The sequence below is a fragment of the Streptomyces sp. PsTaAH-124 genome (genome assembly GCF_000373685.1).
Taxonomy (GTDB): Bacteria; Actinomycetota; Actinomycetes; order Streptomycetales; family Streptomycetaceae; genus Streptomyces; species Streptomyces andamanensis.
Genome location: NZ_KB892207.1, coordinates 46024 through 68014, shown reverse-complemented (window position 1 = coordinate 68014; position 21991 = coordinate 46024). Strand labels below are relative to the sequence as shown.

General features: G+C 73.8%; 19 protein-coding genes. 9 read left to right on the top strand and 10 right to left on the bottom strand.

Going from position 1 to position 21991, the window contains the following annotated elements:
• Positions 1 to 102 precede the first annotated feature (102 nt).
• Positions 103 to 1020: a DUF6891 domain-containing protein gene (locus B086_RS0133960; protein WP_018570899.1), complete on the top strand. Its 918-nt coding sequence runs from the start codon at positions 103 to 105 to the stop codon at positions 1018 to 1020.
• Positions 1021 to 1068: 48 nt separating this feature from the next.
• On the opposite strand, the gene B086_RS0133955 is transcribed toward B086_RS0133960, so the two are convergent.
• Positions 1069 to 4341 (bottom strand): BTAD domain-containing putative transcriptional regulator, encoded by a 3273-nt coding sequence (locus tag B086_RS0133955; protein WP_018570898.1) that lies wholly within the window; start codon positions 4339 to 4341, stop codon positions 1069 to 1071.
• Positions 4342 to 4533: 192 nt separating this feature from the next.
• On the opposite strand from B086_RS0133955, the gene B086_RS0133950 reads away from it, so the two are divergent.
• From B086_RS0133950 to B086_RS41445, 4 genes are all read left to right on the top strand, one after another.
• The gene (locus B086_RS0133950) at positions 4534 to 6069 is read left to right on the top strand and encodes an FAD-dependent monooxygenase (RefSeq protein ID WP_018570897.1); all 1536 of its coding nucleotides are present in this window, start codon (positions 4534 to 4536) and stop codon (positions 6067 to 6069) included.
• A gap of 77 nt (positions 6070 to 6146) precedes the next feature.
• A complete protein-coding gene (locus tag B086_RS0133945; RefSeq protein ID WP_018570896.1) occupies positions 6147 to 6812 on the top strand; it encodes an SGNH/GDSL hydrolase family protein in 666 nt (221 codons plus the stop codon).
• 49 nt (positions 6813 to 6861) lie between these two features.
• On the top strand, positions 6862 to 7473 hold the full coding sequence (locus B086_RS0133940) for a winged helix-turn-helix domain-containing protein (RefSeq protein WP_018570895.1): 612 nt from the start codon (positions 6862 to 6864) through the stop codon (positions 7471 to 7473).
• Positions 7474 to 7475: 2 nt separating this feature from the next.
• Positions 7476 to 8708 carry an MFS transporter gene (locus B086_RS41445; protein ID WP_018570894.1) on the top strand — a complete coding sequence of 411 codons (1233 nt, stop codon included), beginning with the start codon at positions 7476 to 7478 and terminating at the stop codon, positions 8706 to 8708.
• 131 nt (positions 8709 to 8839) lie between these two features.
• On the opposite strand, the gene B086_RS0133930 is transcribed toward B086_RS41445, so the two are convergent.
• Positions 8840 to 9820 (bottom strand): S41 family peptidase, encoded by a 981-nt coding sequence (locus B086_RS0133930; protein ID WP_018570893.1) that lies wholly within the window; start codon positions 9818 to 9820, stop codon positions 8840 to 8842.
• A gap of 299 nt (positions 9821 to 10119) precedes the next feature.
• Between B086_RS0133930 and B086_RS0133925 the strand changes: the two genes are divergently transcribed.
• A complete protein-coding gene (locus B086_RS0133925; protein ID WP_018570892.1) occupies positions 10120 to 10752 on the top strand; it encodes a DUF1345 domain-containing protein in 633 nt (210 codons plus the stop codon).
• On the opposite strand, the gene B086_RS0133920 is transcribed toward B086_RS0133925, so the two are convergent.
• Both B086_RS0133920 and B086_RS0133915 read right to left on the bottom strand, forming a co-directional pair.
• Entirely contained in the window at positions 10742 to 11281 is a 540-nt protein-coding gene (locus tag B086_RS0133920; protein ID WP_018570891.1) for a DUF488 family protein, read from the bottom strand. The two genes, B086_RS0133925 and B086_RS0133920, sit on opposite strands and share 11 nt — an antisense overlap.
• 4 nt (positions 11282 to 11285) lie before the next feature.
• Positions 11286 to 11495 carry a DUF2945 domain-containing protein gene (locus B086_RS0133915; protein ID WP_026253052.1) on the bottom strand — a complete coding sequence of 70 codons (210 nt, stop codon included), beginning with the start codon at positions 11493 to 11495 and terminating at the stop codon, positions 11286 to 11288.
• A gap of 284 nt (positions 11496 to 11779) precedes the next feature.
• On the opposite strand from B086_RS0133915, the gene B086_RS0133910 reads away from it, so the two are divergent.
• Positions 11780 to 14167, top strand: coding sequence for a glycoside hydrolase family 65 protein (locus B086_RS0133910; RefSeq protein ID WP_018570889.1), 2388 nt, complete (start codon positions 11780 to 11782; stop codon positions 14165 to 14167).
• 117 nt (positions 14168 to 14284) lie between these two features.
• Here the strand turns inward: B086_RS0133910 and crcB (B086_RS0133905) are convergent, their stop codons facing one another.
• From crcB (B086_RS0133905) to B086_RS0133895, 3 genes are all read right to left on the bottom strand, one after another.
• Positions 14285 to 14659, bottom strand: coding sequence for a fluoride efflux transporter CrcB (gene crcB / locus B086_RS0133905; protein ID WP_018570888.1), 375 nt, complete (start codon positions 14657 to 14659; stop codon positions 14285 to 14287).
• A gap of 49 nt (positions 14660 to 14708) precedes the next feature.
• Complete coding sequence (crcB, locus tag B086_RS0133900) at positions 14709 to 15194, bottom strand: fluoride efflux transporter CrcB (protein WP_026253051.1); 486 nt, start codon at positions 15192 to 15194, stop codon at positions 14709 to 14711.
• 148 nt (positions 15195 to 15342) lie between these two features.
• Entirely contained in the window at positions 15343 to 15912 is a 570-nt protein-coding gene (locus B086_RS0133895) for a GNAT family N-acetyltransferase (RefSeq protein ID WP_018570886.1), read from the bottom strand.
• Between the two features lie 106 nt (positions 15913 to 16018).
• Between B086_RS0133895 and B086_RS0133890 the strand changes: the two genes are divergently transcribed.
• Positions 16019 to 16597: a TetR/AcrR family transcriptional regulator gene (locus B086_RS0133890; protein WP_018570885.1), complete on the top strand. Its 579-nt coding sequence runs from the start codon at positions 16019 to 16021 to the stop codon at positions 16595 to 16597.
• 228 nt (positions 16598 to 16825) lie between these two features.
• Positions 16826 to 17170 (top strand): DUF6343 family protein, encoded by a 345-nt coding sequence (locus tag B086_RS0133885; RefSeq protein ID WP_018570884.1) that lies wholly within the window; start codon positions 16826 to 16828, stop codon positions 17168 to 17170.
• A gap of 100 nt (positions 17171 to 17270) precedes the next feature.
• Here B086_RS0133885 and B086_RS0133880 read toward each other — a convergent pair whose 3' ends face one another.
• The 3 genes from B086_RS0133880 to B086_RS41440 all read right to left on the bottom strand — a co-directional run bounded on the left by B086_RS0133880 (position 17271) and on the right by B086_RS41440 (position 21919).
• On the bottom strand, positions 17271 to 18494 hold the full coding sequence (locus B086_RS0133880) for an acyl-CoA dehydrogenase family protein (RefSeq protein WP_018570883.1): 1224 nt from the start codon (positions 18492 to 18494) through the stop codon (positions 17271 to 17273).
• 5 nt (positions 18495 to 18499) lie between these two features.
• Complete coding sequence (locus B086_RS0133875; protein WP_018570882.1) at positions 18500 to 19543, bottom strand: phosphotransferase family protein; 1044 nt, start codon at positions 19541 to 19543, stop codon at positions 18500 to 18502.
• 177 nt (positions 19544 to 19720) lie between these two features.
• Positions 19721 to 21919, bottom strand: coding sequence for an MMPL family transporter (locus B086_RS41440; protein ID WP_018570881.1), 2199 nt, complete (start codon positions 21917 to 21919; stop codon positions 19721 to 19723).
• Positions 21920 to 21991 lie beyond the last annotated feature (72 nt).

Genomic DNA, 21991 nt, shown 5'->3' with positions numbered 1-21991 from the left:
TCGTCAGCGGGACCGTGTCAGCGGGGCGTTGTGAGCAGGGCGTTGTGAGTGGGGCGTCGTTGTGAGTGGGGTCTTGTCAGTGGGGTGTGCCAGAGTCTGCGCATGTTCGAGATCGTGGTGAAGACGGAGAACCAGGAGCGGCACCTCCGTGTGTCCGCCGAGGAACTGGCCGCGCTGGTGCGGCGCATCGGCGGTGACGGCGACCGGTTCCTGGTCGTCCAGCGGATACCCGACCTGCCCGACGTCTTCGTCCAGGTCTGGCACGAGGCCGGTGGCGACTACACCTTGGAACACCGCGACGGCGCCGCCGACCGGCACTTCCAGGCCCTGACCGGCCGTCCCGAAGCCGTGTCGGCGGCGCTGGCCGGCTGGGCCCGCCGACAGACCGGCTGGGACGCGGGACTGGAGTGGCGCCTGCTCGACATGGGACCCGCGCGGGACGTCCCGCCGCTCGCCCTCGGCGCGGACGAGCGCGCCGAACTGGAGCGGCGGGTCCGCGAGGTGCTGGTCGGCGGATACGCCTCCCGCGAGGAACTGGCCGAGGTCGCCGAGGAGTACCTGGTCACCGAGGACCGTCGGCCCCTCTCGCAGGACCAGGCGCGGGCGCTGGCCGACCGGCTGTGGCTGGAGCGCGTCGAGGAGCAGGCCCGCTGGCAGGGCGAGACCGACCCCGAGCGGCTCAGCCGCGCCTTCACCGCGCTGGAGGCCGCCGGGATCACCGCCCGGGAGAACTTCACCTGCTGTCGCTCCTGCGGCAACGCGGAGATCGGCGCCGAGGCGGCGCCCGGCGCCCGCGGCTTCGTCTACTTCCACACCCAGTGCACCGACTCCGCCGCCGTAGGCCGCGGGCTGATGCTTCTGTACGGCGGCTTCGACGGCTCGGAGGAGACCACCGCGGCGGTGGGACGCGAAGTGGTGGCCGCGCTCGACGCCGTCGGACTGACCACCGCCTGGGACGGCGATCCGGGCCGGGCCGTCCACCTCACCGCGCTCGACTGGCGCCGACGCCTGGTGGGCTGACGGGCGCCGGTCGCCCGGCGCCGGGCGGCGTCGCAGTCACCGTGACCGTCAGCCCGAGTGCCCGCCGTCGTGCGGCAGCGGCAGCGGCGGCGCTCCGCTTAGCCGCGCCGGATCGGTCCGGGCCAGGGCCGCCGCCATGTCCAGCCGTCGGCCGTATCCGTACGCCTCGGCGAAGCGCTCGTCGCCGAGCGCGGCCCGGCCGCGCTCGCTCAGCGCGCGGACCTGCGGGTCGGTGCGGTCATGGGCGCCACGCAGCCGGGACGCTGCGCCGAGCAGGACGGCGGCCTCGCGGTGGTCCCCGTGCAGCGCGGCGAGTCCGGCCACGGCCACCGCGACCGACGCCACCACCGGCATGTCCCCGCTGCCGGCCGCGGCGGTGTGCGCCCGCACCAACGCGTCCCGTGCGCCCGCCGCGTCACCGAGTTCGAGACAGAGCGCGCCCCGCACCGTCCCGGCCAGCGCCTGACCCTGGTCGCCGTCGAACAGGACGTGCGTGGACAGTCCGGCCTCGACCGACTCGACCAGCTCGCGCGCCCGGACCAGCTCACCGGTCCGCGTCCGCAGCGCGGCTTCCCGCACATCGAGCAGGATCGCCGTCTCGGGCGTCGACGAGAGCAGCGCGCGCTCCCGGGCCGCGGCGATCGTCCCGGCGGCCTGCGTGGTCTCACCGAGCCGCACCCGCAGATCGACCAGGCGCAGATCGACGAAGATCTCGTCGCTGAGGCCGAGCGAACCGAACTCGCGGGCCAGCCGCTTGGCCTCGGTCACGTCGGCCAGCGCGCCGTCGAGATCGCCGTCGTACTGCCGCACCAGCGCGCGCAACGGCAGTGCCCTGGCCAGGCCCCAGCGGTCGCCCGCCCGGGTGAAACACTCCAGCGCGACGCGCAGATCGTCACGGGCCCGGTCCAGACGGCCGTCGTTCTCGGCGAGCTGGGCCCGGACCAGGCACGCCATACCGGCCGCCCACACATCGGGCCCCTCGACGAGCCGCTGGAGGACGCCCGGCGGTACCTCGGCGCCGGTGAGGGAGGCCAGCCAGACCGCGGTCAGCACCCCGCTCGGGCCCGGCAGCCGGGGATGGTCGAGCAGCCGGCGGTTGAGCGCCCGCAGTCCGTCGCGCCGCTCCTCGAACCAGTCGGCGGCCGACGCGCCCCGGGTGGCGGAGACGTTGAGCGCGAGCAGCCCCTCGGCGATGTCGCGGGTCAGGCTCGGCCCTCCGGCGGGCAGCGCGACCGCCTCGCCGAGCCAGTGGGCGGCGTCGCGGTGCCGGCCGAGCAGCTGCCAGTACCAGATCAGGTCCACCGAAAGGGCGAGCGCACCGGTCTCCGCGGTGTCGCAGAGGTGGCGCAGGGCGGCGAGCACGTTGTCGTACTCGGCGTGCAGCGCGTGCAGCGCGGGGAGCTGACCGGGGCCGCGCAGCAACGGGTCGTGACGGGCGACCAGTTCGGCGAAGTGGCGGGCGGCCCGGTCCCGTACGCCGGTCAGCTCGCCCTGCTCGGCCAGGCGCTCCAGGCCGTACTCGCGGATGGTCTCCAGCATCCGGTGGCGGCCGGTGTCGGGTGCGAGGTGCAGCAGCGACCGGTCGACCAGGTCCGCGAGCAGCTCCGGGACGTCGGCGGCGGGCACCGCGGTGCCGTCGCGGAGCGCGGTGGCCGAGGCCACCGTGACGCCCCCGGGCAGGACGGAGATCCGCTCCGCGACCGTGCGGGCGTCCGCGTCGAGCAGGTCCCAGCTCCAGGCGATGACCGCGCGCAGGGTGCGGTGCCGGGGGAGCGCGGTCCGGCTGCCGGTGGTGAGCAGGCGGAACCGGTCCGACAGCCCGTCGGCCAGGCCGGTCAGCGAGAGTGTGCGCAGGCGGGCCGCGGCCAGTTCCAGGGCGAGCGGCAGGCCGTCCAGACCGCGCACGACGCGCAGCACCTCGGCGAGGTTGTGCTCGTCGACACCGAATCCGGGCCGTACGGCCGCCGCCCGCTCGGTGAACAGGCGCACCGACGCCGTACCGCGGGCCCGCGCGAGGTCCGCGTCCGGCTCCGGCAGGGCGAGCGGACCGAGCGGGACCAGTGCCTCGCCGTCGACCGCCAGCGGTTCCCGGCTCGTGGCCAGCACCCGCAGCGCGGCGCAACGGGTCAGCAGGGCCGCGATCAGATGCGCCACGGCGTCGACCAGGTGCTCGCAGTTGTCCACCACGAGCAGCGCTTCGTGTCCGCCCAACTGGTCGGCCAGTACGTCCACTTCGTCGGCCGGTGTGCCGCGCAGCCCGGCCGGGGCGTCGAAGAGTGCCGAGCCGCGCAGCCCGATCGCGGCCAGCAGCGCCGCGCCGGCCTTGGCGGGCTCGGTGACGGAGGCGAGGTCGATCATCCAGACGCCGTCGCGGTACTCGTGCCGGTGGCGGCGGGCCGCCTCGACGGCCAGGCGCGTCTTGCCGGCCCCGCCGGGACCGAGCACCGTCACCAGGCGTCCGGCGGCGAGCAGCGCGTCGATCCGGGCGAGGTCGGCGTCCCGGCCGAGGAAGCTGGTCAGCGGCGCGGGCAGGTTGTCCCGCCGGGTCAGCGTGGCGTCGGCGGCGGGCCGCTCGCCGCGCAGCAGGCGCAGATGGCGTTCGCCCAGGGCGGCGCCGGGGTCGGTGCCGAGGGTGTCGGCCAACTGCTCGCGGATCCGTTCGTACAGGGCGAGGGCCTCGGCCTGGCGGCCCTGGGCGGCGAGCGCGTCCATGAGCAGCGCGGCGGCGCGCTCGTGGACGGGGTGTTCGGCCAGCAGCGGGGCCAGCCGGGCGGCGGCCATGTCGGCGCGGCCGAGGGCCAGTTCGGCATCCGCGAGGTCGGTGACGGCCTCGGTCGAGGCGTGCGCGAGGCGGGCCGCGACGGCGGGTGCCACCGCCGAGACGGCCGGGGGTTCGGCGCCGGGGCGGTCGCCCCACAGCGCGAGGGCCTCGCCGAGCACCGCCGCCGCGGACCGCGGATCGGCGGCGCGCAGCCGGTCACGGCCCTCGGCGGCGAGCCGCTCGAACCGCAGTGCGTCCACGTCGGCGGCGTCCACGGCCAGCCGGTAGCCGTCCGCGTGCTGCGTGACGGCGTCGGCCGAGCCGAGGGTCCGGCGCAGCCGGGAGACGAGGGCCTGGAGCGCGTGGGCCGGGTCCGTGGGCGGTTCCTCGGCCCAGATCGCCTCGATGAGGCCGCTCGGTCCGACCGGGTGCCCGCCGGCGAGGGCCAGCCGTACGGCCAGGGCCCGCAGCCGGGCGCCCGGTACCGGCAGGACGGTGTCGCCACGGGACACCTGGCAGGCGCCGAGCAGTGTGACCCGAAGCCGTGCACCCCCGTCCATTCCCCGATCCTCGCACACGGCTGACCGGGTCCGCTCACGGCGCGGGGGCGCCGCGCGCCCGCGTGTCAGCGGCGTGTGCGCCCCGTGTGAGCGGCCCGCGCCAGTCTTGCCGGGACGCAGGGAGGCCGCGGACGGACCGCGGCCCAGGCGTGCGGAAGCCGGGCGGGAAACGGCTTCGGAGAGGTGGTTGTCGTGCATGACGTGGTGATCGTGGGCGGTGGTCCGGTCGGGCTGTTCCTCGCCGGCGAACTCGGTCTCGCGGGCTGCTCGGTCCTGGTCCTGGAACGGGAGCCGACGCCCGGCTCGCCGTGGCGGGCGGATCCGCTCGGGATGCGGGGCCTGTCCGCCGGATCGGTCGAGGCGTTCTACCGCCGGGGGATGCTGCCCGCGCTCCGTGCGGCATCGGGCCCGAAGGGCGGCCCAGGACCCGACACGGACACGGATACGGACACGGACGCGGATCTGGACGAGCCGTCCCCTCCCCGCGCGGTGGGCCACTTCGCGGGCATCGTGCTCGATCCGGCGCGGGTCGACCTCACCGCCCTGCCGTTCCGGCTGCCCGGCCCGGCCGGGGACGGCGTCATGACCTGTCTCGAAGCGGTCGAGGCGCTCCTGTCCGAGAGGGCGGCCCTGCTCGGCGTGGAGATCCGGCGCGGTGTCACGGTGACCGGCGTCGAACAGGACGACGAACACGTGGTCGCGCGAGCCGGCGGACAGGCGTACCCGGCGCGCTGGCTCGTCGGCTGCGACGGCGGACGCAGCACGGTGCGCGGACTCGCGGGCTTCGAATTCACCGGCTCAGGGCCGCAGTTCACCGGCTACGTCATGCTCGCCGACGTCGCCGAACCCGAGCTGCTGCGCCCCGGGTTCCACCACACACCGCACGGCATGTACCTCCGGATGCCCGCCGAGGGGCACCTCGGCATGATGGACTTCGACGGCGGCGCCTTCGACCGCTCGCGGCCCCCGGCCACCGGCCACCTCCAGTCCGTGCTGCGCCGCGTGTCCGGCACGGATGTGACGCTGAACGGCGTCTCGCTCGTCTCGACCTACACCGACCGGGCGATGCAGACGACGACCTACCGGATCGGGCGCGTCCTGCTCGCCGGAGACGCGGCGCACATCCACTCGCCCCTCGGCGGCCAGGGACTCAACCTCGGCATCGGCGACGCCATGAACCTCGGGTGGAAACTCGCGGCGACCGTGCACGGACACGCGCCCGACGGGCTCCTCGACACCTACACCCGCGAACGCCACCCCGTGGGCGCCGACGTGCTCGACCGCTCGCGCGCCCAGGTGGCGGCGATGCGGCCGGACGAGCACGGGCGCGCACTGCGCGGGATGCTGGGCGACCTGCTCGCGACCCGCGACGGCACGACCCACATGTTCGGGAAGCTGTCCGGGACGTCGATCCGCTACGACCTCGGCGGCGACCACCCGCTGACCGGCCGCAGCGCCCCCGACCTCCGCCTCGACGACGGCACCCGCCTCGGCGAGTTGCTGCGGGACGGCCGAGGTGTCCTGCTCGACCTCAGCCCCGACCGGCGCTTGCGCGGCACGGCCACCGGCCGGGCGAGCCGACTGCGCTATGCGGCGGGCACGGCGAGGAACGACCTCGGCCTGGGCGCGGTCCTCGTCCGCCCGGACGGCTTCGTCGCCTGCGCGGGCGGCCGCGACGTCGATCCGCGGCCGTTCGAGCGGGCCGCCGAGCGGTGGTTCGGCCGCTAGCAGAGGCGGTGGCCGCCCTGCGGCGGCACCCTGCGAAGACCTTTCCCTCCCACCCACTCACCTCTCAAGGAGCACAGATGACGATCACCCTGCGCCCGGGAACCACCGTGATGTTCACCGGCGACTCGATCACCGACAGCGGGCGGTCGGCGAGCGAGGACGGCCTCGGGTCCGGCTACCCCCTGCACATCGCGGGGCAGTGGGGCCTGCGGCACCCGGACCGGCCCGTGACCTGGCTGAACTCCGGGGTCGGCGGCCACAAGGTCATGGACCTGGAGGCCCGTTGGCAGACCGACGTGCTCGACGCCCGTCCGGACGTGGTGTCGATCCTCGTCGGCATCAACGACGTCGGCTGGCACACCCTCGACCCGGACGGCCACATGATCCCCGTGGAGGACTTCGCGGCCGGCTACGACCGCCTGCTCGCGCCGCTGGCCGAGCGGGGCACCGGACTGATCCTCGTCGAACCCTTCCTCCTGCCGTACAGCGACAGCCTGGACATCGACGACGACCACCACATCGGCCCGGACGACTGGAAGCAGTGGCGCGCCGACCTGGACCCCAAGATCCAGGCCGTCCGCGGCCTCGCCCACCGCTACGGCGCCCGACTGCTCGCCGCCGACGGCATGTTCGCCCAGCTCGCCGCGGCGACCGGCCCGGCGCACTGGGCCGCCGACGGCATCCACCCGACCCCGGCGGGCCACGCCGCCCTCACGGAGGCGTGGCTGAGGCTGGTCGCCTGACCTCCCGGGCTCTTTCGAAAGACATGTTTCGAGCGTAGAGTCTCGAAACATGTCTTTCGAAGCAGGCGCCGCTCCCCGCGAACCCCGCGACCTCACCGAACCGAAGGCCATGCGCGCCCTCGCCCATCCCACGCGCCTGGCCCTGCTCGAAGCACTCGGCCGCCGCGAGCCGCTGACCGCGACCGAGGCCGCCCGGATGGTGGGCGAGTCCCCGACCAACTGCGCCTTCCATCTGCGCACGCTGGCGAAGTACGGCTTCGTCGAGGAAGCGGGAGGCGGCGCGGGGCGCAGCCGCCCCTGGCGGCGCACCCACATCGGCTTCCGCTTCGAGGACGCGGCCGACGCCGGCGACGCCGAGACCACGACCGCCGCCGCCGCGCTCGGCGCGGTGCTCTGGGAGTCGTGGCTGGAGCGGATCCGCAGGATCGGCGCGATGCGGGCCGGGTTCTCCGGGGACTGGAGCAGGATCACCAGCTCCGCCGACGCGGTCTTCCACCTCACCCCGGAGGAAGCCGAGTCCTTCCTGGAAGAGATGACCGCGCTTCTCCACCGCTACCGCGAGCGGCTCGACGATCCCTCGCTGCGCCCCGAAGGCACCGTCCCGATGGAGCTGATCCAGTTCACGTTCCCCGCCGACGCCCTGCGCCCGCTGGAGGACTGACCGTGCGCGCCCTGCTCGTCCGCCGTGACATCCTGCTGCTCATGCTGGCCCGGCTGATCGACATGGCGGGGAGCAACGCCTTGTGGATCGCCCTCGGCGTCCGCGTCAAGGAACTCACCGGCAGCGACTCGGCCGCCGGTCTCACCTTCTTCGCCTTCGTCCTGGGGACCCTGGGCGCACCTCTCTGCGGTGCTCTGGTGGACCGGTCGCGCCGCGCGCCGTTGCTGATCGCCCTGAACCTGTTCTCGATGGTGCTGGTGCTGCCGTTGCTGCTGGTGCACGACCGCCACGGCATCTGGATCTGCTACGCCGTCATGGTCCTGTACGGACTGGCCAGCGGCACCTCCGGCTCGGCCATGACCGCGCTCACCCAGGCGCTGATACCGCCCGAGCGCCTGGGGGATGCCAATGGCCTTCTCCAGACGCTGCTCCAGGGAGTACGCCTGATCGCGCCGCTCCTGGGGGCGGGCGTGCTGTCCGTGTTCGGTCTGGCGCCGCTGGTGGTGGGCGACGCCATGACCTTCGCCCTCGTGGCCCTGCTGGTGGCCCTGATCCGCCTCCGGGAGAACGGACCGCGACTCCCCGGGCCCGAGGCGGAAGGGCAGGGAACCGGGGCCCGTCTCGCCGCCGGATTCCGGCACATCGTGGGGACTGCCGCCCTGCGCCGGTTCACCGTCGCCACGATGATCGCGGTCATCGCCTTCGGGTTCTCGCAGTCGGTGCTCTTCGCGGTGGTCGACTCCGGGCTGGGCCGCCCGCCTGCCTTCGTCGGGGTGCTGGGGGCGACGCAGGCCGCGGGGGCCGTGGTGGCCGGGGTGGGTGCCGCGGTGCTCATGCGGCGCGCGGGGGAAACCCGGACGGTGGTGTTCGGTCTCGTCCTCTCCGCCGCCGGGTTCCTCCTGACCGCCGTCCCGGCTCTGCCCGCGGTCGTGCCCGGCACCGTGCTCATGGGGACGGGCCTGCCCTGGATCATCGCGGGCGGCACCACCCTCCTCCAACGGCGCACGCCCGCCCACCTGATGGGGCGGACCGACGCCGCGCTGAGCGTACTGATCGGTCTGCCGCAGACCGCGGCGATCGCCGTCGGAGCCGCTCTGGTCGCGCTCGTCGACTACCGCGTCATGCTCGTCCTGATGGCGGTGCTCACATCGGCCGCGGCGCTCTACCTGGCCACTCGTACCGCTCGCCGGGCGACCGGAGGACCACATCCCGACCCCGTCACGACGAGTCCCTGACGGGACCTCACCAAGCGTGCGCGCATGACCTCGCCGGTCGTCCGGGCGGCCCAGGTCCGCGCGCCCGCGAGCGCCGTGCCGCCGTCCCTCCCGGGAGGGACGGGCCCGGTGGCCCGGCTTCGGCGGTCGGGTCATGAGCTGCGGCAGCCTTCTTGGGTGAGCAGCCAGTCGCGGGCCGCGTCCAGGGCGTCGTCACGGTCGCGGGCCGCCGGGCGGGGGTCCTTGACGACCTCCTCGTCCGGCGGGATCGGGCCGTCGTGGACGCGGCCGGTCCGGTCCGCCTCCCGGGCTCCGGTGAGGAGGAGCAGCGCGCCGTCGGGGAGGGGGTACGACGCGTTCCCCGTCGGGAGGCCCTGGGTCGGTTCGCCGAAGAACCGGGTGTGCGGGCGCCCGTGGAAGGCGATCACGACCGCCTCGCCCGCGCTGCGCGTCTCCCTTCCGGTCAGTACCGCGACCGGCGGCACGGCCTGGGCGAGGGGCTTCGCGGCGCCCCAGCCGGCCGACGTGCCGTCCTGGTACGGGGAGCCGTCCTTGACCGACCACACGGACTTCTTCCCGTCGGCGTCCACGAAGGCGCCCACCGTGCCGTCGCCCAGGAGGGGCCCGGCGACCGCGAGGACAGGCCACATCCCGCCGCCGGTCGACCCTCTCAGATCCACCACCCAGCCGCAGGCGCCCGCACGGTCCGTCCTCGCCACAGCATCGCGGCCCTGTCGCACATAGGTGTCGTACGTCTGCCGGGCGCCGTCCACGCCGGGCAGGGCGAGGTAGCCGACGCCGCGCCCGAGTGAACGGCTCCGGGGTGGCTCGACGGGCGTCGCGGAGGGGTCCAGCTGCTCCTTGGCCTGCGCCGGATCCCAGAACTGGCTGTGCCGGTCGCCCAGACGGCTCAACGCCACCTCGATCGCCTCGTAGGTGTCCGCCGGTCCGCGCGCACCCTGTGCCTGTGCGAACGTGCTGCGGCGCAGGGCGGCCCAGTCGACCTGGTGACGGCGGAGCGAGTGCTCCTCCACGATGTCCAGCGCCTTCGACAGATACGTCCGTGCCGCGGGCGCCATGGCGGCGTCGGCCGAGTCACGCGCACCGCCGCCGGTGCACGCCGTCGCCGCCATGACGACCGCGAGCAGGACGGCCCACGCCGGTACCCGCGGTGAACGTCCTCGCCTCATCCCGTCCCCCCCCCTGATGCCCCGAACGACCTCATGACCACACGGCCAGATGCCCGGGACGCGCAGGTCCCGGTCCTGGAAGGCACCCTAACGCCGGTGATCGTCCGCCGTTCCGGCCTGTGGAAAACCGGCGTCCGGCGGCGGGAGCGTCGGCCGGAAGGCGGTGAGACTCCGGAAGCCCTCCGGAAGCCGCACATCCCTCCGGAAGCCGCGCATAGGGGAAACCGCTACCGTCATGGCGTATGAGCAGACGGTTTCCGCTCTTCTTCTCCGCGATCCCGCGTCTCGTCTGCGCGGTGGTCGCCGGAGTGCTGATCGGGGCGGCGGTCGCCATGCCGACGGACGCACCGCTCGGTGTCCTGGCGGGAATCACCGCGACGGAGACGTTCTTCGTGGTGACCGGATGGATCGTGCTGTGGCCCATGGACGCCGAGGAGACCCATGTGCACGCACGGCGCGAGGATCTGCGCCCGGTCGCCGAGGAACTCGTCGTGGTCGCGGCGGCCGTGTGCGGTCTGGCGGGTATAGCGGTGCTGCTGCTCGGCAATTCCGATCCCGTGCACGCCGCGACGGCGCTCGGCGGTGTCTTCATGGCCTGGGCCGCGCTGCACCTCATGTACGCCACCCGCTACGCGTTCCTCTATTACCCGGAGTCCACCCGGGGAATCGACTTCAATTCCCCCCGGCCACCGGCGTACCGGGATTTCTTCTATTTCAGCTACAACCTCGGTATGACCTACCAGGTCTCCGACACCGGGGTGTCGAGTCCGGCGATCCGGGCCATGGTGCTGCGGCACTGCCTGCTGTCGTACGTCTTCGGCACCAGCATTCTCGCCACGGCGATCAACCTCGTCGCGGGCATCGTCACGCGCTGACCCCGCCGGAGGGGGCGGGATAGGTCAGCTGTCCGTCACGGACCCGCGCGTGCTCGTTCAGCGTCGCCGGTTTCACCGCGGAGCCGGAGACGATGTGCCCCACCCGCGCCCCGGCGACCAGCAGCGCGTCGGTGATCAGCCGGCGGTGGCACCGCCAGGGCACCGCCTCGCTGCACATGACGGCCGGGCGTTCGTGCTCCGCCAGCTCCAGCAGTTCCCGCAGCCCTTCCGCGAACTCCTCGGTACCCATGTGGTCGGCGTAGTCCCGGAACGCCTTCACCCGCCAGGCGCCGTTCGGGCTCGGGGCGCCCCGAGGCGTGTGCCGGCGGCCGCCCAGCCGGGGGATCCAACGGTAGGAGATGTCGGGCGGCAGGGACGCGACGATCGCCGACCGGTTCCACTGGGGGTACTTCCTCGACGAGGGGAAGGACCGTACATCGACGAGACAGGTGACGTCGTTGTCCCGCAGCAGTTTCACCAGGTCGTCGAACTCCCGGGTCGAGTGCCCGATCGTGAGGATGCGGTTCATCGCCCTACAGCCTGGTCAGCGCCCCTCCCTTGTGCATCGCCAGGTGATCGGTCCTGTCGCTCTTGATCTCGTACTGGGGATCTTCCGCCGAGCAGTGGCGGGTACGGCCCTTGAATTCGACGTCGTGCGTGTGCTTCCCGACGATGACACCCTCCACGTATCCGGCCTCCGAATTCCACCGGACATGGTCCCCGACCGTGAATTCCTTCGCCATCACCGCACCCCTTCCTCGCCTTTCCCGCCTGCCGGAAGACCGTGCACGAGTACCCCGGCCGCGCCCGCGCCACCCGTCGGCTCCGGGGGCGGCGGTCTCCCGCGCGGCGCCCCGGCTCCCGCTCGCGGCCGTGCCGCCCGGCTGCGACCATGGCCGTGAGGCGGAGGCGCGGCGGAGGCGGAGGCGCGGACGCACCCGCGCCGCGCCGGCCACCGGCGACCACGACGACAACGCTGTGATCGACCACGAAGAGAACGCTGCGACGAAGGCGCTGTGATGCTGAGATGCAGGCGCTGACCTGGGCCTACGACGGCTACGAACCCGAGGACGAGCGCCTGAGGGAGGCGCTGTGCACCCTCGGCAACGGCCGCTTCGCCACCCGCGGGGCGCTCCCGGAGTGCGCAGCGGACGCCGTGCACTACCCGGGCACCTATGTGGCCGGGTGCTACAACCGGCTCGTCTCCCGGGTCGCGGGCCGCGAGGTGGAGAACGAGGACATGGTCAACGTCCCCAACTGGCTGCCGCTGCGCTTCCGCCTGGCGGGCGGCTCCTGGCTGACCCCGGACACCGCCACGGTCCTCGACCACCGGCAGGTCCTCCGTCTCGACGCCGGGCTGCTGGAACGCCGTACCCGGTACGGGCTCGGGTCCGGGCGCTCGCTGACCGTGCGCCAGCAGCGCATCGTGCACATGGGGGACCCTTGTCTCGCCGCCCTGCGCACCGAGTTCACCGCCGAGGGGTTCACGGCGGACGTCGAGATCGAGGCGGCCATCGACGGCGGTGTCACCAACGCGGGCGTACCCCGCTACCGGGACCTGGCCGGTCGGCACCTCACCCATGTGCACACCGGCACGGCGGCGCCGGACACCGTCTGGCTGCGCTGCCGCACCCGCACCTCGGACATCCGTATCGGCACGGCGACCCGGCTGGCCTGCGACGGGCCCGCCGCTCCGGTCCCCGGCCGGCACGAGCACCTGCGCGCGGTGCAGGAACTGCGGCTGCGGCTGGCGCCCGGCCGCACCGTCACCGTCGACAAGACCGCCGCGCTGCACACCTCCCGCGACCCGGCCATCGGCGACCCGGTGCACGCCGCCGTCGACCGGGTGCGCGCGGCACCCGGCTTCGCCGCGCTGCTGGAGGAACACCGCGCGGCCTGGGAGCAGGTGTGGCGCCGCGCCGACATCGACGTGCCCGCGGAGGCCGGACGCATCCTGCGCCTGCACCTCTTCCACGTCCTCCAGACCCTCTCCCCGCACACCGCCGACCTGGACGTCGGCGTGCCCGCCCGGGGGCTGCACGGCGAGGCCTACCGCGGCCATGTCTTCTGGGACGAACTGTTCGTGCTGCCCTTCCTGAACCTGCACTTCCCCGAGGTCTCCCGGGCCCTGCTGCGCTACCGCCACCGGCGGCTCGGACCGGCCTGCGCGGCGGCGCGCGCGGTGGGCCGCCGCGGGGCGATGTACCCGTGGCAGAGCGGCAGCGACGGCCGGGAGGAGACCCAGCGCCTGCACCTCAACCCCCGTTCGGGGCGCTGGCTGCCCGACCACTCGCACCTCCAGCGGCATGTCGGCTCCGCCGTCGCCTACAACGTGTGGCAGTACGCCCAGGCCAGCGGCGACACCGAGTTCCTGCACACCGAGGGCGCCGAGACGCTGCTCCAGATCGCCCGGTTCTGGGCGGACTCGGCCACCTGGGACGCCCGGCTGGGACGGCACCGCATCCTCGGCGTGATGGGCCCCGACGAGTACCACGACGCCTACCCGGACGCGGACCGGCCGGGCCTGGACGACAACGCCTACACCAATGTCACCGCCGCCTGGGTCCTCGCCCGCGCCCTGGACACCCTGCGCACCCTGCCCGAACCGCGCCGCCGTGAACTCCTCGCGCACCTGCGGGTGGAGGACGGCGAGCCCGAGCGGTGGGAGGAGGTGTCCCGCACCCTGCACGTGCCCTTCCACGACGGCGTCATCAGCCAGTTCGAGGGGTACGCGGACCTCGCCGAACTCGACTGGGCCGGCTACCGCCGCCGCTACGGCGACATCCGCCGCCTGGACCGGATCCTGGAGGCCGAGGGCGACACCGCCAACCGCTACAAGGCGTCCAAGCAGGCCGACGCGCTGATGCTCGGCCATCTCTTCGCCCCCGCCGAACTGCGGTCCCTGTTCGGCCGGCTGGGGCACCGGCTCGACGAGGACCAGTGGGCCCGTACCGTCGACTACTACCTGGCCCGCACCAGCCACGGCTCCACCCTCAGCGGTCTGGTGCACGGCTGGATCCTGGCCCGCGCCCGCCGCGCCGACGCGTGGGGGTTCGTCCGCGAGGCGCTGCGCGGCGACATCGCCGATGTGCAGGGCGGCACCACCGGCGAGGGCATCCACCTGGGCGCCATGGCGGGCACCCTGGATCTCGTGCAGCGCGGACTGACCGGCCTGGAGACCCGCGAGGACGCGCTGTGGCTCGACCCGGTCCCGCTGCCCGAGCTGTCCTCCTACGGTCTCACCCTGCGCTACCGGGGCCACTGGGGCGTACGGCTGCGGATGGAGCACGGCCGCATGGAGATCGCCGTGCCCCGTTCCGTCTGCGCCCCGATCGACGTACGCCTGCCCGACCGCGCCCTCGGCGTCGAACCGGGCGAGACCTGCCGCATCCTCCTGACCGACGACGACCGCTGAGACCGGTCCGACGAGACCGGTCCGCTGAGACCGGTCCGACGAGACCGGGCCCGCGAGGTCAGACCGGCGAGGCCGGACCGGCGCGGGCCCTCAGGGGACAGCGGGCAGCGGACGAGGTCAGGCCCAGATCGCCTGGGCGAGCGCCGCCCCGGTGAAGGCCGCGCCGAGACCGCCGACGATGCTCGCGACCGCGTTGGCCGCGGCGAAGAAGCGCGCGCCCTCCTCCGCCAGCCGCAGGGTCTCGTACGACAGGGTCGAGTAGGTGGTGAGCGCCCCGCACAGTCCGGTGCCCAGCAGGAGCTGGACCTGCGAGGAGGCACCGCCCGCGAGGACCGCGCCGGTGATCAGGCCGAGGGTGAGGCAGCCGACCATGTTGACGGTGAAGGTGCCCCAGGGGAACACGGTGTCGTGCCGGGACTGCACCGCGCGGTCGGTCAGATAGCGCATCGGGGCGCCGACCACGGCGCCGAGCACGACGAGAAGCCAGTTCACGCGTTCTCCCCCTCGGAGCGGACGGCGGGCGAAGTGACGGCCGGGGCGTTCATCGCGTCCTCCACTCGATCACCCGGCGGGTCAGGTTCGCCGTGGTCCACACCGACGCCAGCGCCGCCAGCATGGTCGCGGCCAGGTACACGAGTCCCGTGGCGGCGCGGCCCTGGTCGACGAGCCGCTGGATGTCGACCGCATAGGTGGAGAAGGTGGTGAAACCGCCCAGCACACCGGTGCCGAAGAACGGCCGGACGAGCCGGTGCGCGGCCCACACATCGGTGATCAGCACCATGAAGACGCCGATGACACCGCAGCCGATCACATTGACCAGGAACGTCGTCAAGGGAAAGGTGCCGTCGCCCGTGGGCCACAGCAGCCCCGCGCCGTAACGGGCCACCGCGCCGATCGCGCCGCCCGCCGCGACCACCGCCACGACGGGGCCCTGCCCGGCGAACGGCTCGCGCCGCGGGGTGGGCCCGTGCAGTTCGACATCGGGGTCGATGGGTTCACCAAGCACCTGAGGTCGAGCCTCTTCCATACGCGGGTTCTCCTACTCGCACGGCGCCCGGTACGTCCCCGGGCACACTGAAGTCGCAAGCAGGGACCGTTGTCGGCGCCGTCGCCGCGGTTGGGTGCGGCGGGCCCCACCGCCGCACGACGCACTCCGGGTGCGTCGCACGGCCAGCCTACCGTGTGCCCGGAGGGGCCGTATGCGGGCCCGGGGCCAGGTCGAGCGTCCAGTTCTGCCCGACGAGGTCGCGGCCGAAGCTGTGATGGGGTTCCTCGTCGGCGAGCGTGAAACCGTACCCCTGGTAGATCCGGCGCGCGGACTCCAGCACGTCGTTGGTCCACAGCGTGACCCGCCGGTAGCCGGCCTCGCGGGCGAACTCCAGACAGGTCCCGACCAGGCGGCCGCCCGCGCCCAGCCCCCGGGCCGCCTCGGTGACGAGCAGGATGCGCAGCCGCGCCACCTCCGGTGTGTCACCGGCGACCAGGAAGACACAGCCCACCCGCTCTCCGTCGGCCTCGGCGATCCAGCCCGCCTCCCGGTCCGGGTCGTGCCCCGCCGCGTACGCGGCGACGATCCCGGCGACCAGGGCCTCGAAGTCGGTGTTCCAGCCGAACTGCCGGGCGTAGATCTCACCGTGGGCCATCACCGTCCAGCCCAGGTCGCCGGGGCGGTCGGCGCGCCGCACGGTGATCCGCGGCCGGTCCCCGGGCCGCGCGATCACGGCCTCTCCGCGCTGCTCCGACATGGCGTGTCCCTCCGGTGGCTCCGTCGTCCGCGCCCGGCGGCAGGGCGGATCACCGCTTCCCCGCCGGGCACTGACACGACTGTTTCAGTACCGCTAGGCTAGCCCCATGTCCCCGTCAGCGGCAGCCCCCTCCGCACGCCAGACCGAGCTGCTGGAGGCCGCCTACCGGTACGTCCTCGCACACGGTCTGGCAGATCTGTCGCTGCGCCCGCTGGCCACGGCCATCGGTTCCAGCCCCCGGGTCCTGCTGTTCCTCTTCGGCAGCAAGGACGGTCTCGTACGGGCCCTGCTGGCGCGCGCCCGCGCGGACGAACTGGCGATCCTGGACCCCCTGCGCGGCCCCGGCGGACCCATCGGCCTGACCGCGGCCACCGAGCGGGTCTGGGCCTGGCTCGCCGCCGCCGGGCACCGCCCGCTGCTGCGGCTGTGGGCCGAGGCGTACGCCCGCTCCCTGGTCGAGCCGGACGGGCCGTGGGCCGGGTTCGCCCGTGCCACCGTCGAGGACTGGCTCGCGGTGCTGGCCGCCTGCCAGCCGCCCGCCGAGCGGGACACCGGATCCGGCACCACCCGCAGGACCCTGGCGCTCGCGGTGCTCCGCGGCGCCCTGCTCGATCTCCTCGCCACCGACGACGAGCCCCGCGCGAGCGCCGCCGTCCGCCATCATCTGGCCCTGCTCGACGGCTGACGCGCCACCGGGCCGGTGCGCACCCGCCGGGTGGACCGGGACTCCGGTGCCCCGGCATCCCGGCACGCGGTTTACCTCCGGGCACACGGGCTACGCGGCCCGGGACGGATCCACCACGAGCCCCGCGGACCCGCCATGAGCCCCGCGGACCCACCGCGACGCGGCCGCGAACCGGCCGTGAGCGTGCCGAAGCGCAGGCGGCGGCCGGGGGCGGAGGAGACAGGTGCCATGAGCCAGAACGACCCGGAACGCGGGAGGGAGCCGGTGCCGCGTGCGCGCTCCGGCGCGTTCGGCCGCAGACACCCCCGGACCGGCACCGAGCCGATGACCGCGCAGAGCCCCCTGGGACTGCGGCTGCTGCTGTCGGGGGTCTTCCTGCCGCTGTTCGCCGGGGCCGCCGCCTTCTTCGCGGTGTGGGCGGCGCAGGCCGTGCCGGGCGAGAACCCGGCACGCGGCCCGCTCGTCATCGCCGCCGCCGTCTGCGCGGTGCTCGCGCTGCTGGCCGCGGCCGATGTGGCGGTCGTCGTCCGTCGGCTGCGGCGCGAACGGGGCGCGGTGCCGTCCGGGCGCTGAGGCGGCGGCCCGAGGCCGAGCGGCCACGGGACACCGAGCTACGACCGGACACCGAGCGGCGCGGACCCGGTGCGGGACGGCGGTCCCGCACCGGCGGCGCCTACAGGTACTGCTTCAGCTCCCGCCGCGCCAGCGAGCGCTGGTGCACCTCGTCGGGGCCGTCGGCGAGCATCAGGGTGCGCGCGCCCGCGTACAGCTCGGCCAGCGGGAAGTCCTGGCTGACCCCGCCCGCGCCGTAGAGCTGGATCGCCCGGTCCAGGATGCCGACCACCGCGCGCGGGGTGGCGATCTTGATGGCCTGGATCTCGGTGTGGGCGCCCTTGTTGCCGACCGTGTCCATCAGCCAGGCCGTCTTCAGCACCAGCAGCCGCACCTGCTCGACCTGGACCCGGGCGTCCGCGATCCAGTTCTGCACCACGCCCTGCTGGGCCAGCGCCTTGCCGAACGCCGTACGGGAGACCGCCCGGCGGCACATCAGCTCGATGGCGCGCTCGGCCATGCCGATCAGCCGCATGCAGTGGTGGATCCGGCCCGGACCCAGCCGGGCCTGGGCGATGGCGAAGCCGCCGCCCTCCTCGCCGATGAGGTTCGACACCGGCACGCGCGCGTGGTCGAAGACCACCTCGGCGTGCCCGCCGTGGTAGTGGTCCTCGTACCCGAAGACCTGCATGGCCCGCTTCACGGTGACGCCCGGTGTGTCGCGCGGCACCAGCACCATGGACTGCTGTCGGCGCACGTCCGCGCCGTCCGGGTCGGTCTTGCCCATCACGATGAAGATCTTGCAGTCGGGGTGCATCGCCCCGGAGATGTACCACTTGCGGCCGGTGATCACGTACTCGTCCGAGCCGTCGTCCGCCCGCTCGATGTGCGTGGTGATGTTGGTGGCGTCCGAGGAGGCCACCTCCGGCTCGGTCATCGCGAACGCCGAGCGGATCTCGCCCGCCAGCAGCGGCTGGAGCCACTGCTTCCGCTGCCGTTCGTCGCCGAACTGCGCGAGCACCTCCATGTTGCCCGTGTCCGGCGCGGCGCAGTTGGTCGCGGTGGGCGCCAGTTGTGGCGAGCGGCCGGTGATCTCGGCCAGCGGGGCGTACTGGAGGTTGGTCAGACCGGCGCCGTGCTCGGCGTCCGGCAGGAACAGGTTCCACAGGCCCTGCCGCCGCGCCTCGGCCTTCAGCTCCTCCACCACCGGGGGGTTCTCCCACGGCGAGGCGAGGCGGGCGCGCTGCTCGTGCGCGGTCTCCTCGGCCGGGTACACGTACTCGTCCATGAAGGCGAGGAGCCGGGCGCGCAGTTCCTCGGTGCGCGCGTCGAACGCGAAGTCCATGGGGATCAGCCCTCCTGGAGGCCCTGGGGGCCGTCGTGCAACGTGGTCAGGCCGTGCTGGATGAAGACGGGGACGAGGTCGCCGATGCGGTCGAAGCCGCCGCCGACCGTCCGGCCGAGCGTGTACCGGTAGTGGATGCCCTCCAGGATCACCGCGAGCTTGAACCAGGCGAACGCGGTGTACCAGGAGACGGCGGACACATCGCGTCCCGAGCGCGCGGCGTACCGCGCGATCAGCTCGGCGGGCGAGGGGTGGCCCGGCGCCTCGGCGGTGGTGGACACGGGGGAGTCCGGCATGCCCAGCGGAGTGCAGTACATGACCAGCAGGCCCAGGTCGGTGAGCGGGTCGCCGAGCGTGGACATCTCCCAGTCGAGCACGGCCCGGATCCGGTCGTCCGGCCCGATCAGCGCATTGTCCAGGCGGTAGTCGCCGTGCACCACGGCGGGCGCGGGGGAGGCGGGCAGCTCGCGTCCGAGGGCGGCGTGCAGCTCGTCGATGCCGGGCAGGTCGCGGTCGCGGGAGGCGTCGAGCTGCTTGCCCCAGCGGCGCAGCTGCCGGTCCAGGAAGCCCTCCGGCCGCCCGAAGTCGGCGAGGCCCACCTCGGCGGGGTCGACCGCGTGCAGGGCGACGAGGGTGTCGACCAGGGACAGCACCGCGCCGCGGGTGCGCTCCGGGCCGAGCGGGGCGAGCTGGCCGGCCGTGCGGTACGGGGTGCCCTCGACGAACTCCATCACATAGAACGGCGCGCCCAGCACCTCCTCGTCCTCGCACAGCAGCACGGTGCCCGGCACCGGCACGTCCGTCGGCCGCAGCGCGCTGATCACCCGGTGCTCGCGCCGCATGTCGTGCGCGGTGGCCAGCACATGCCCGAGCGGCGGCCGCCGTACGACCCACCGGCCGGTGCCGTCGGAGACGGTGTACGTCAGGTTGGACCGGCCGCCCTCGATCAGCCGGCCGGTCAGGGGGCCCCGTACCAGGCCGGGGCGCTCGCGGTCGAGCAGGTCGCGCAGCCGGTCGAGATCGAGTCCGGGCGGGTGGTCGGGGCTCATCCAGCGCTCCTGGGGGCGGGGTCGGCATCGGATCCCGACCATCATGCTGACTAGTCGGTATGTAGTCCAGACCACATCCGGGGAAAGTGATCGGCGTCTCGGGGCGGGGGCCGCGGAAGCCGACGAGGACCGCCGCCGCTGGGAAGCGGCGGCGGTCCTGGGCAGGCGGCGCGTCGGTCAGTTCGTGCCGATGTGGTCGTACGGGCCGGGTGCGGGGTCCTGGCCCGGGACCCCGGGCCGGTGGCCGAACGGCTGCCCCGCCCCCGGACCGGGGCGCTCGTCGGGCTCGTACGGGGAGGACGGCCGCGGCCGTGCGGCGCGGCGCGGGCGGACGGGCCACCACAGGGAGCGGCCGAGCAGTGCGGCGAGCGCCGGGACCAGCGCGATCGACAGGACGAACGCCGACAGCAGGATGCCGAGGGCCGTCGCGAAGCCGATCTGCTGGGTGCCCGCGTCCGGGTTCACCGCGAGGCTGCCGAAGGAACCGGCCAGCACCAGCCCCGCGGTGGCCACGGCCGGAGCCGTGTGCCGCACGGCGCGGGCCACCGCCGCACGGGCCGGTCCGGGCCGCTCCATCTCCTCCCGTACGCGGTCGCTGATGAGGATGTTGTAGTCGGTGCCCAGCGCCACCACGAACAGGAAGAGCACCAGCGGCAGGGTGAAGGCGACACCGGGCTCGCCGCGCAGATGCTGGAACACCAGCGTCGAGGCGCCGAGCGTGGCGGCGAAGCCGAGCCCGACGGAGATCATCAGCACCGCGGGCGCCAGCACGCTGCGCAGCAGGACGAGCAGGATCAGCGCGATGAGCGCGGCGGCCACGGGGAAGACCAGTTCGAGGTCCTCGGAGACGGCGGTGGAGATGTCCGCGAAGATCGCCGCGGTGCCGCCGACATGGGCCTCGGCGCCCGCGGGCGTGTGCGCGGCGACGGCCGCCCGCACCGGGCCGGAGACCAGGTCGCGCGCCTTCTGGCTCTGCGGGTCGGCGGTCAGGTAGAGGCTGATCCGGGCCGCATCGCCCCCCTTGTCGTAGACGGCGGGGCTCACCTGGCCCACCCCCTTGGTGCGGCCGAGCGCCGTGGCCAGGGCGTCCACGCCGCGCCGGTCGAGGGCGCCGCCGTCCCTGGTGACGTAGACGTCGGTCGGGTCGGAGACGCCCGCGGGCAGTGCGCGGGAGATCTCGGCCGCGGTGGCGGCGGCCGGGGTGTCACCGCCGCCGCTGCCGGTGCCGTAGTCCATCTTCATGCCGATCGTCCCGGCGGCCAGTGCGCCCAGCAGGACGACGGCACCGGCCGCGACGGCCAGCGGGCGGCGGGCGACGGCGGCGCCGAAGCGCCCGGCCGTGCCCTCGCGCGGCGCGCGCTTCAGGGCGCGTGAGGGCCAGAACATCTTGCGGCCGGTGACCGCCAGCAGGGCGGGCATGAAGGTCAGGCTGGCCAGCAGCATCACCAGGACGGAGATCGCGATGGCCGGGCCCAGCACCCGGAACTGGCCGAAGCTCGCGATGCCCAGGGTGGCGAAGGCGGCCACGATGGTCAGCGCGGCCGAGGTGATCGCGGAACCCACCCGGCCCGTGACCTCGCCCGCGATCTCGCGCGGCGCACGGTCCGGCTGGGCGCGCAGCCGTTCACGGAAGCGGAACAGCAGGAACAGGAAGTAGTCGATGCCGATGCCCAGCAGCACCACGCTGATCAGCTGTGGTGTGCTCGGGTCCAGCCGGATCCCGCTGAGCAGGGCCGCGCCGACCACGGCACCCGAGGCGGCCCCGCCGACGATGGCGACCGCCAGCAGCGGCAGCAGCGCCGCGAAGACACTGCGGAACACCAGGACGTTCAGCAGCACGATCAGCGCGACGGTGAGCACGCCGGCCACCGTGCTCGTCGTCTTCTCCGCGTCCTGGCTGTCGACGGTGTCGGCCAGTCCGCCGGTGAATCCGGTGCGCAGACCGTCCTGCGCGTACCGGCTGGAAGCGCTCTTCCGGAATTCCTTGAAGACATTCTGAAGACCCGGGTCGGTCGAATTTCCGGAGAGTCCGACCGAGAAGAGCACGAAAGTACGGTGCGGTGCGACCGTACCCGGGGTGATCTTCGGCGTCTGCGAATAGTCCTTCGCCAGGAAAGGCGGCGCGTCCTCCGATTCCGGCATGGCCACCCGCTGCCTGCCGAGCGCCGCGGCCACCGACTCGGCGTGCCGCTGGTCGGCCGCCCCGAGCGGCTTGCCGTCGTCCCGCTTGACCAGCATGATCACGGAGTTGGCGTCCGGCTTGATCCCGAACTTGTCCTCGGCGATGTGCAGGGCCGCCGCCGAGTCGTACTTGTCGGGCAGGAAGTCACCCAGCTGACTCTCGGTGACGCGGTACATCAGGGCCTGACCCACCATGGTCAGTCCTATTCCCAGCAGTACCCATAGGGTGATGACTTTCCATGGATTTCTCGTGGAGAATCCGGTCAG

Bases quoted from the DNA above. Each gene is read 5' to 3' on its own strand.
- B086_RS0133885 (WP_018570884.1), top strand. From the start codon at position 16,826: ATGAGCCAGAACGACCCGGAACGCGGGAGGGAGCCGGTGCCGCGTGCG.
- B086_RS0133895 (WP_018570886.1), bottom strand. From the start codon at position 15,912: ATGTCGGAGCAGCGCGGAGAGGCCGTGATCGCGCGGCCCGGGGACCGG.
- B086_RS0133880 (WP_018570883.1), bottom strand. From the start codon at position 18,494: ATGGACTTCGCGTTCGACGCGCGCACCGAGGAACTGCGCGCCCGGCTC.
- B086_RS0133955 (WP_018570898.1), bottom strand. From the start codon at position 4,341: ATGGACGGGGGTGCACGGCTTCGGGTCACACTGCTCGGCGCCTGCCAG.
- B086_RS0133920 (WP_018570891.1), bottom strand. From the start codon at position 11,281: ATGAACCGCATCCTCACGATCGGGCACTCGACCCGGGAGTTCGACGAC.
- B086_RS0133915 (WP_026253052.1), bottom strand. From the start codon at position 11,495: ATGGCGAAGGAATTCACGGTCGGGGACCATGTCCGGTGGAATTCGGAG.
- B086_RS0133960 (WP_018570899.1), top strand. From the start codon at position 103: ATGTTCGAGATCGTGGTGAAGACGGAGAACCAGGAGCGGCACCTCCGT.
- B086_RS0133890 (WP_018570885.1), top strand. From the start codon at position 16,019: ATGTCCCCGTCAGCGGCAGCCCCCTCCGCACGCCAGACCGAGCTGCTG.
- crcB (WP_026253051.1), bottom strand. From the start codon at position 15,194: ATGGAAGAGGCTCGACCTCAGGTGCTTGGTGAACCCATCGACCCCGAT.
- B086_RS0133910 (WP_018570889.1), top strand. From the start codon at position 11,780: ATGCAGGCGCTGACCTGGGCCTACGACGGCTACGAACCCGAGGACGAG.
- B086_RS0133945 (WP_018570896.1), top strand. From the start codon at position 6,147: ATGACGATCACCCTGCGCCCGGGAACCACCGTGATGTTCACCGGCGAC.
- B086_RS0133940 (WP_018570895.1), top strand. From the start codon at position 6,862: ATGTCTTTCGAAGCAGGCGCCGCTCCCCGCGAACCCCGCGACCTCACC.
- B086_RS41440 (WP_018570881.1), bottom strand. From the start codon at position 21,919: ATGGTGGGTCAGGCCCTGATGTACCGCGTCACCGAGAGTCAGCTGGGT.
- B086_RS0133875 (WP_018570882.1), bottom strand. From the start codon at position 19,543: ATGAGCCCCGACCACCCGCCCGGACTCGATCTCGACCGGCTGCGCGAC.
- B086_RS0133930 (WP_018570893.1), bottom strand. From the start codon at position 9,820: ATGGCGGCGACGGCGTGCACCGGCGGCGGTGCGCGTGACTCGGCCGAC.
- B086_RS0133925 (WP_018570892.1), top strand. From the start codon at position 10,120: ATGAGCAGACGGTTTCCGCTCTTCTTCTCCGCGATCCCGCGTCTCGTC.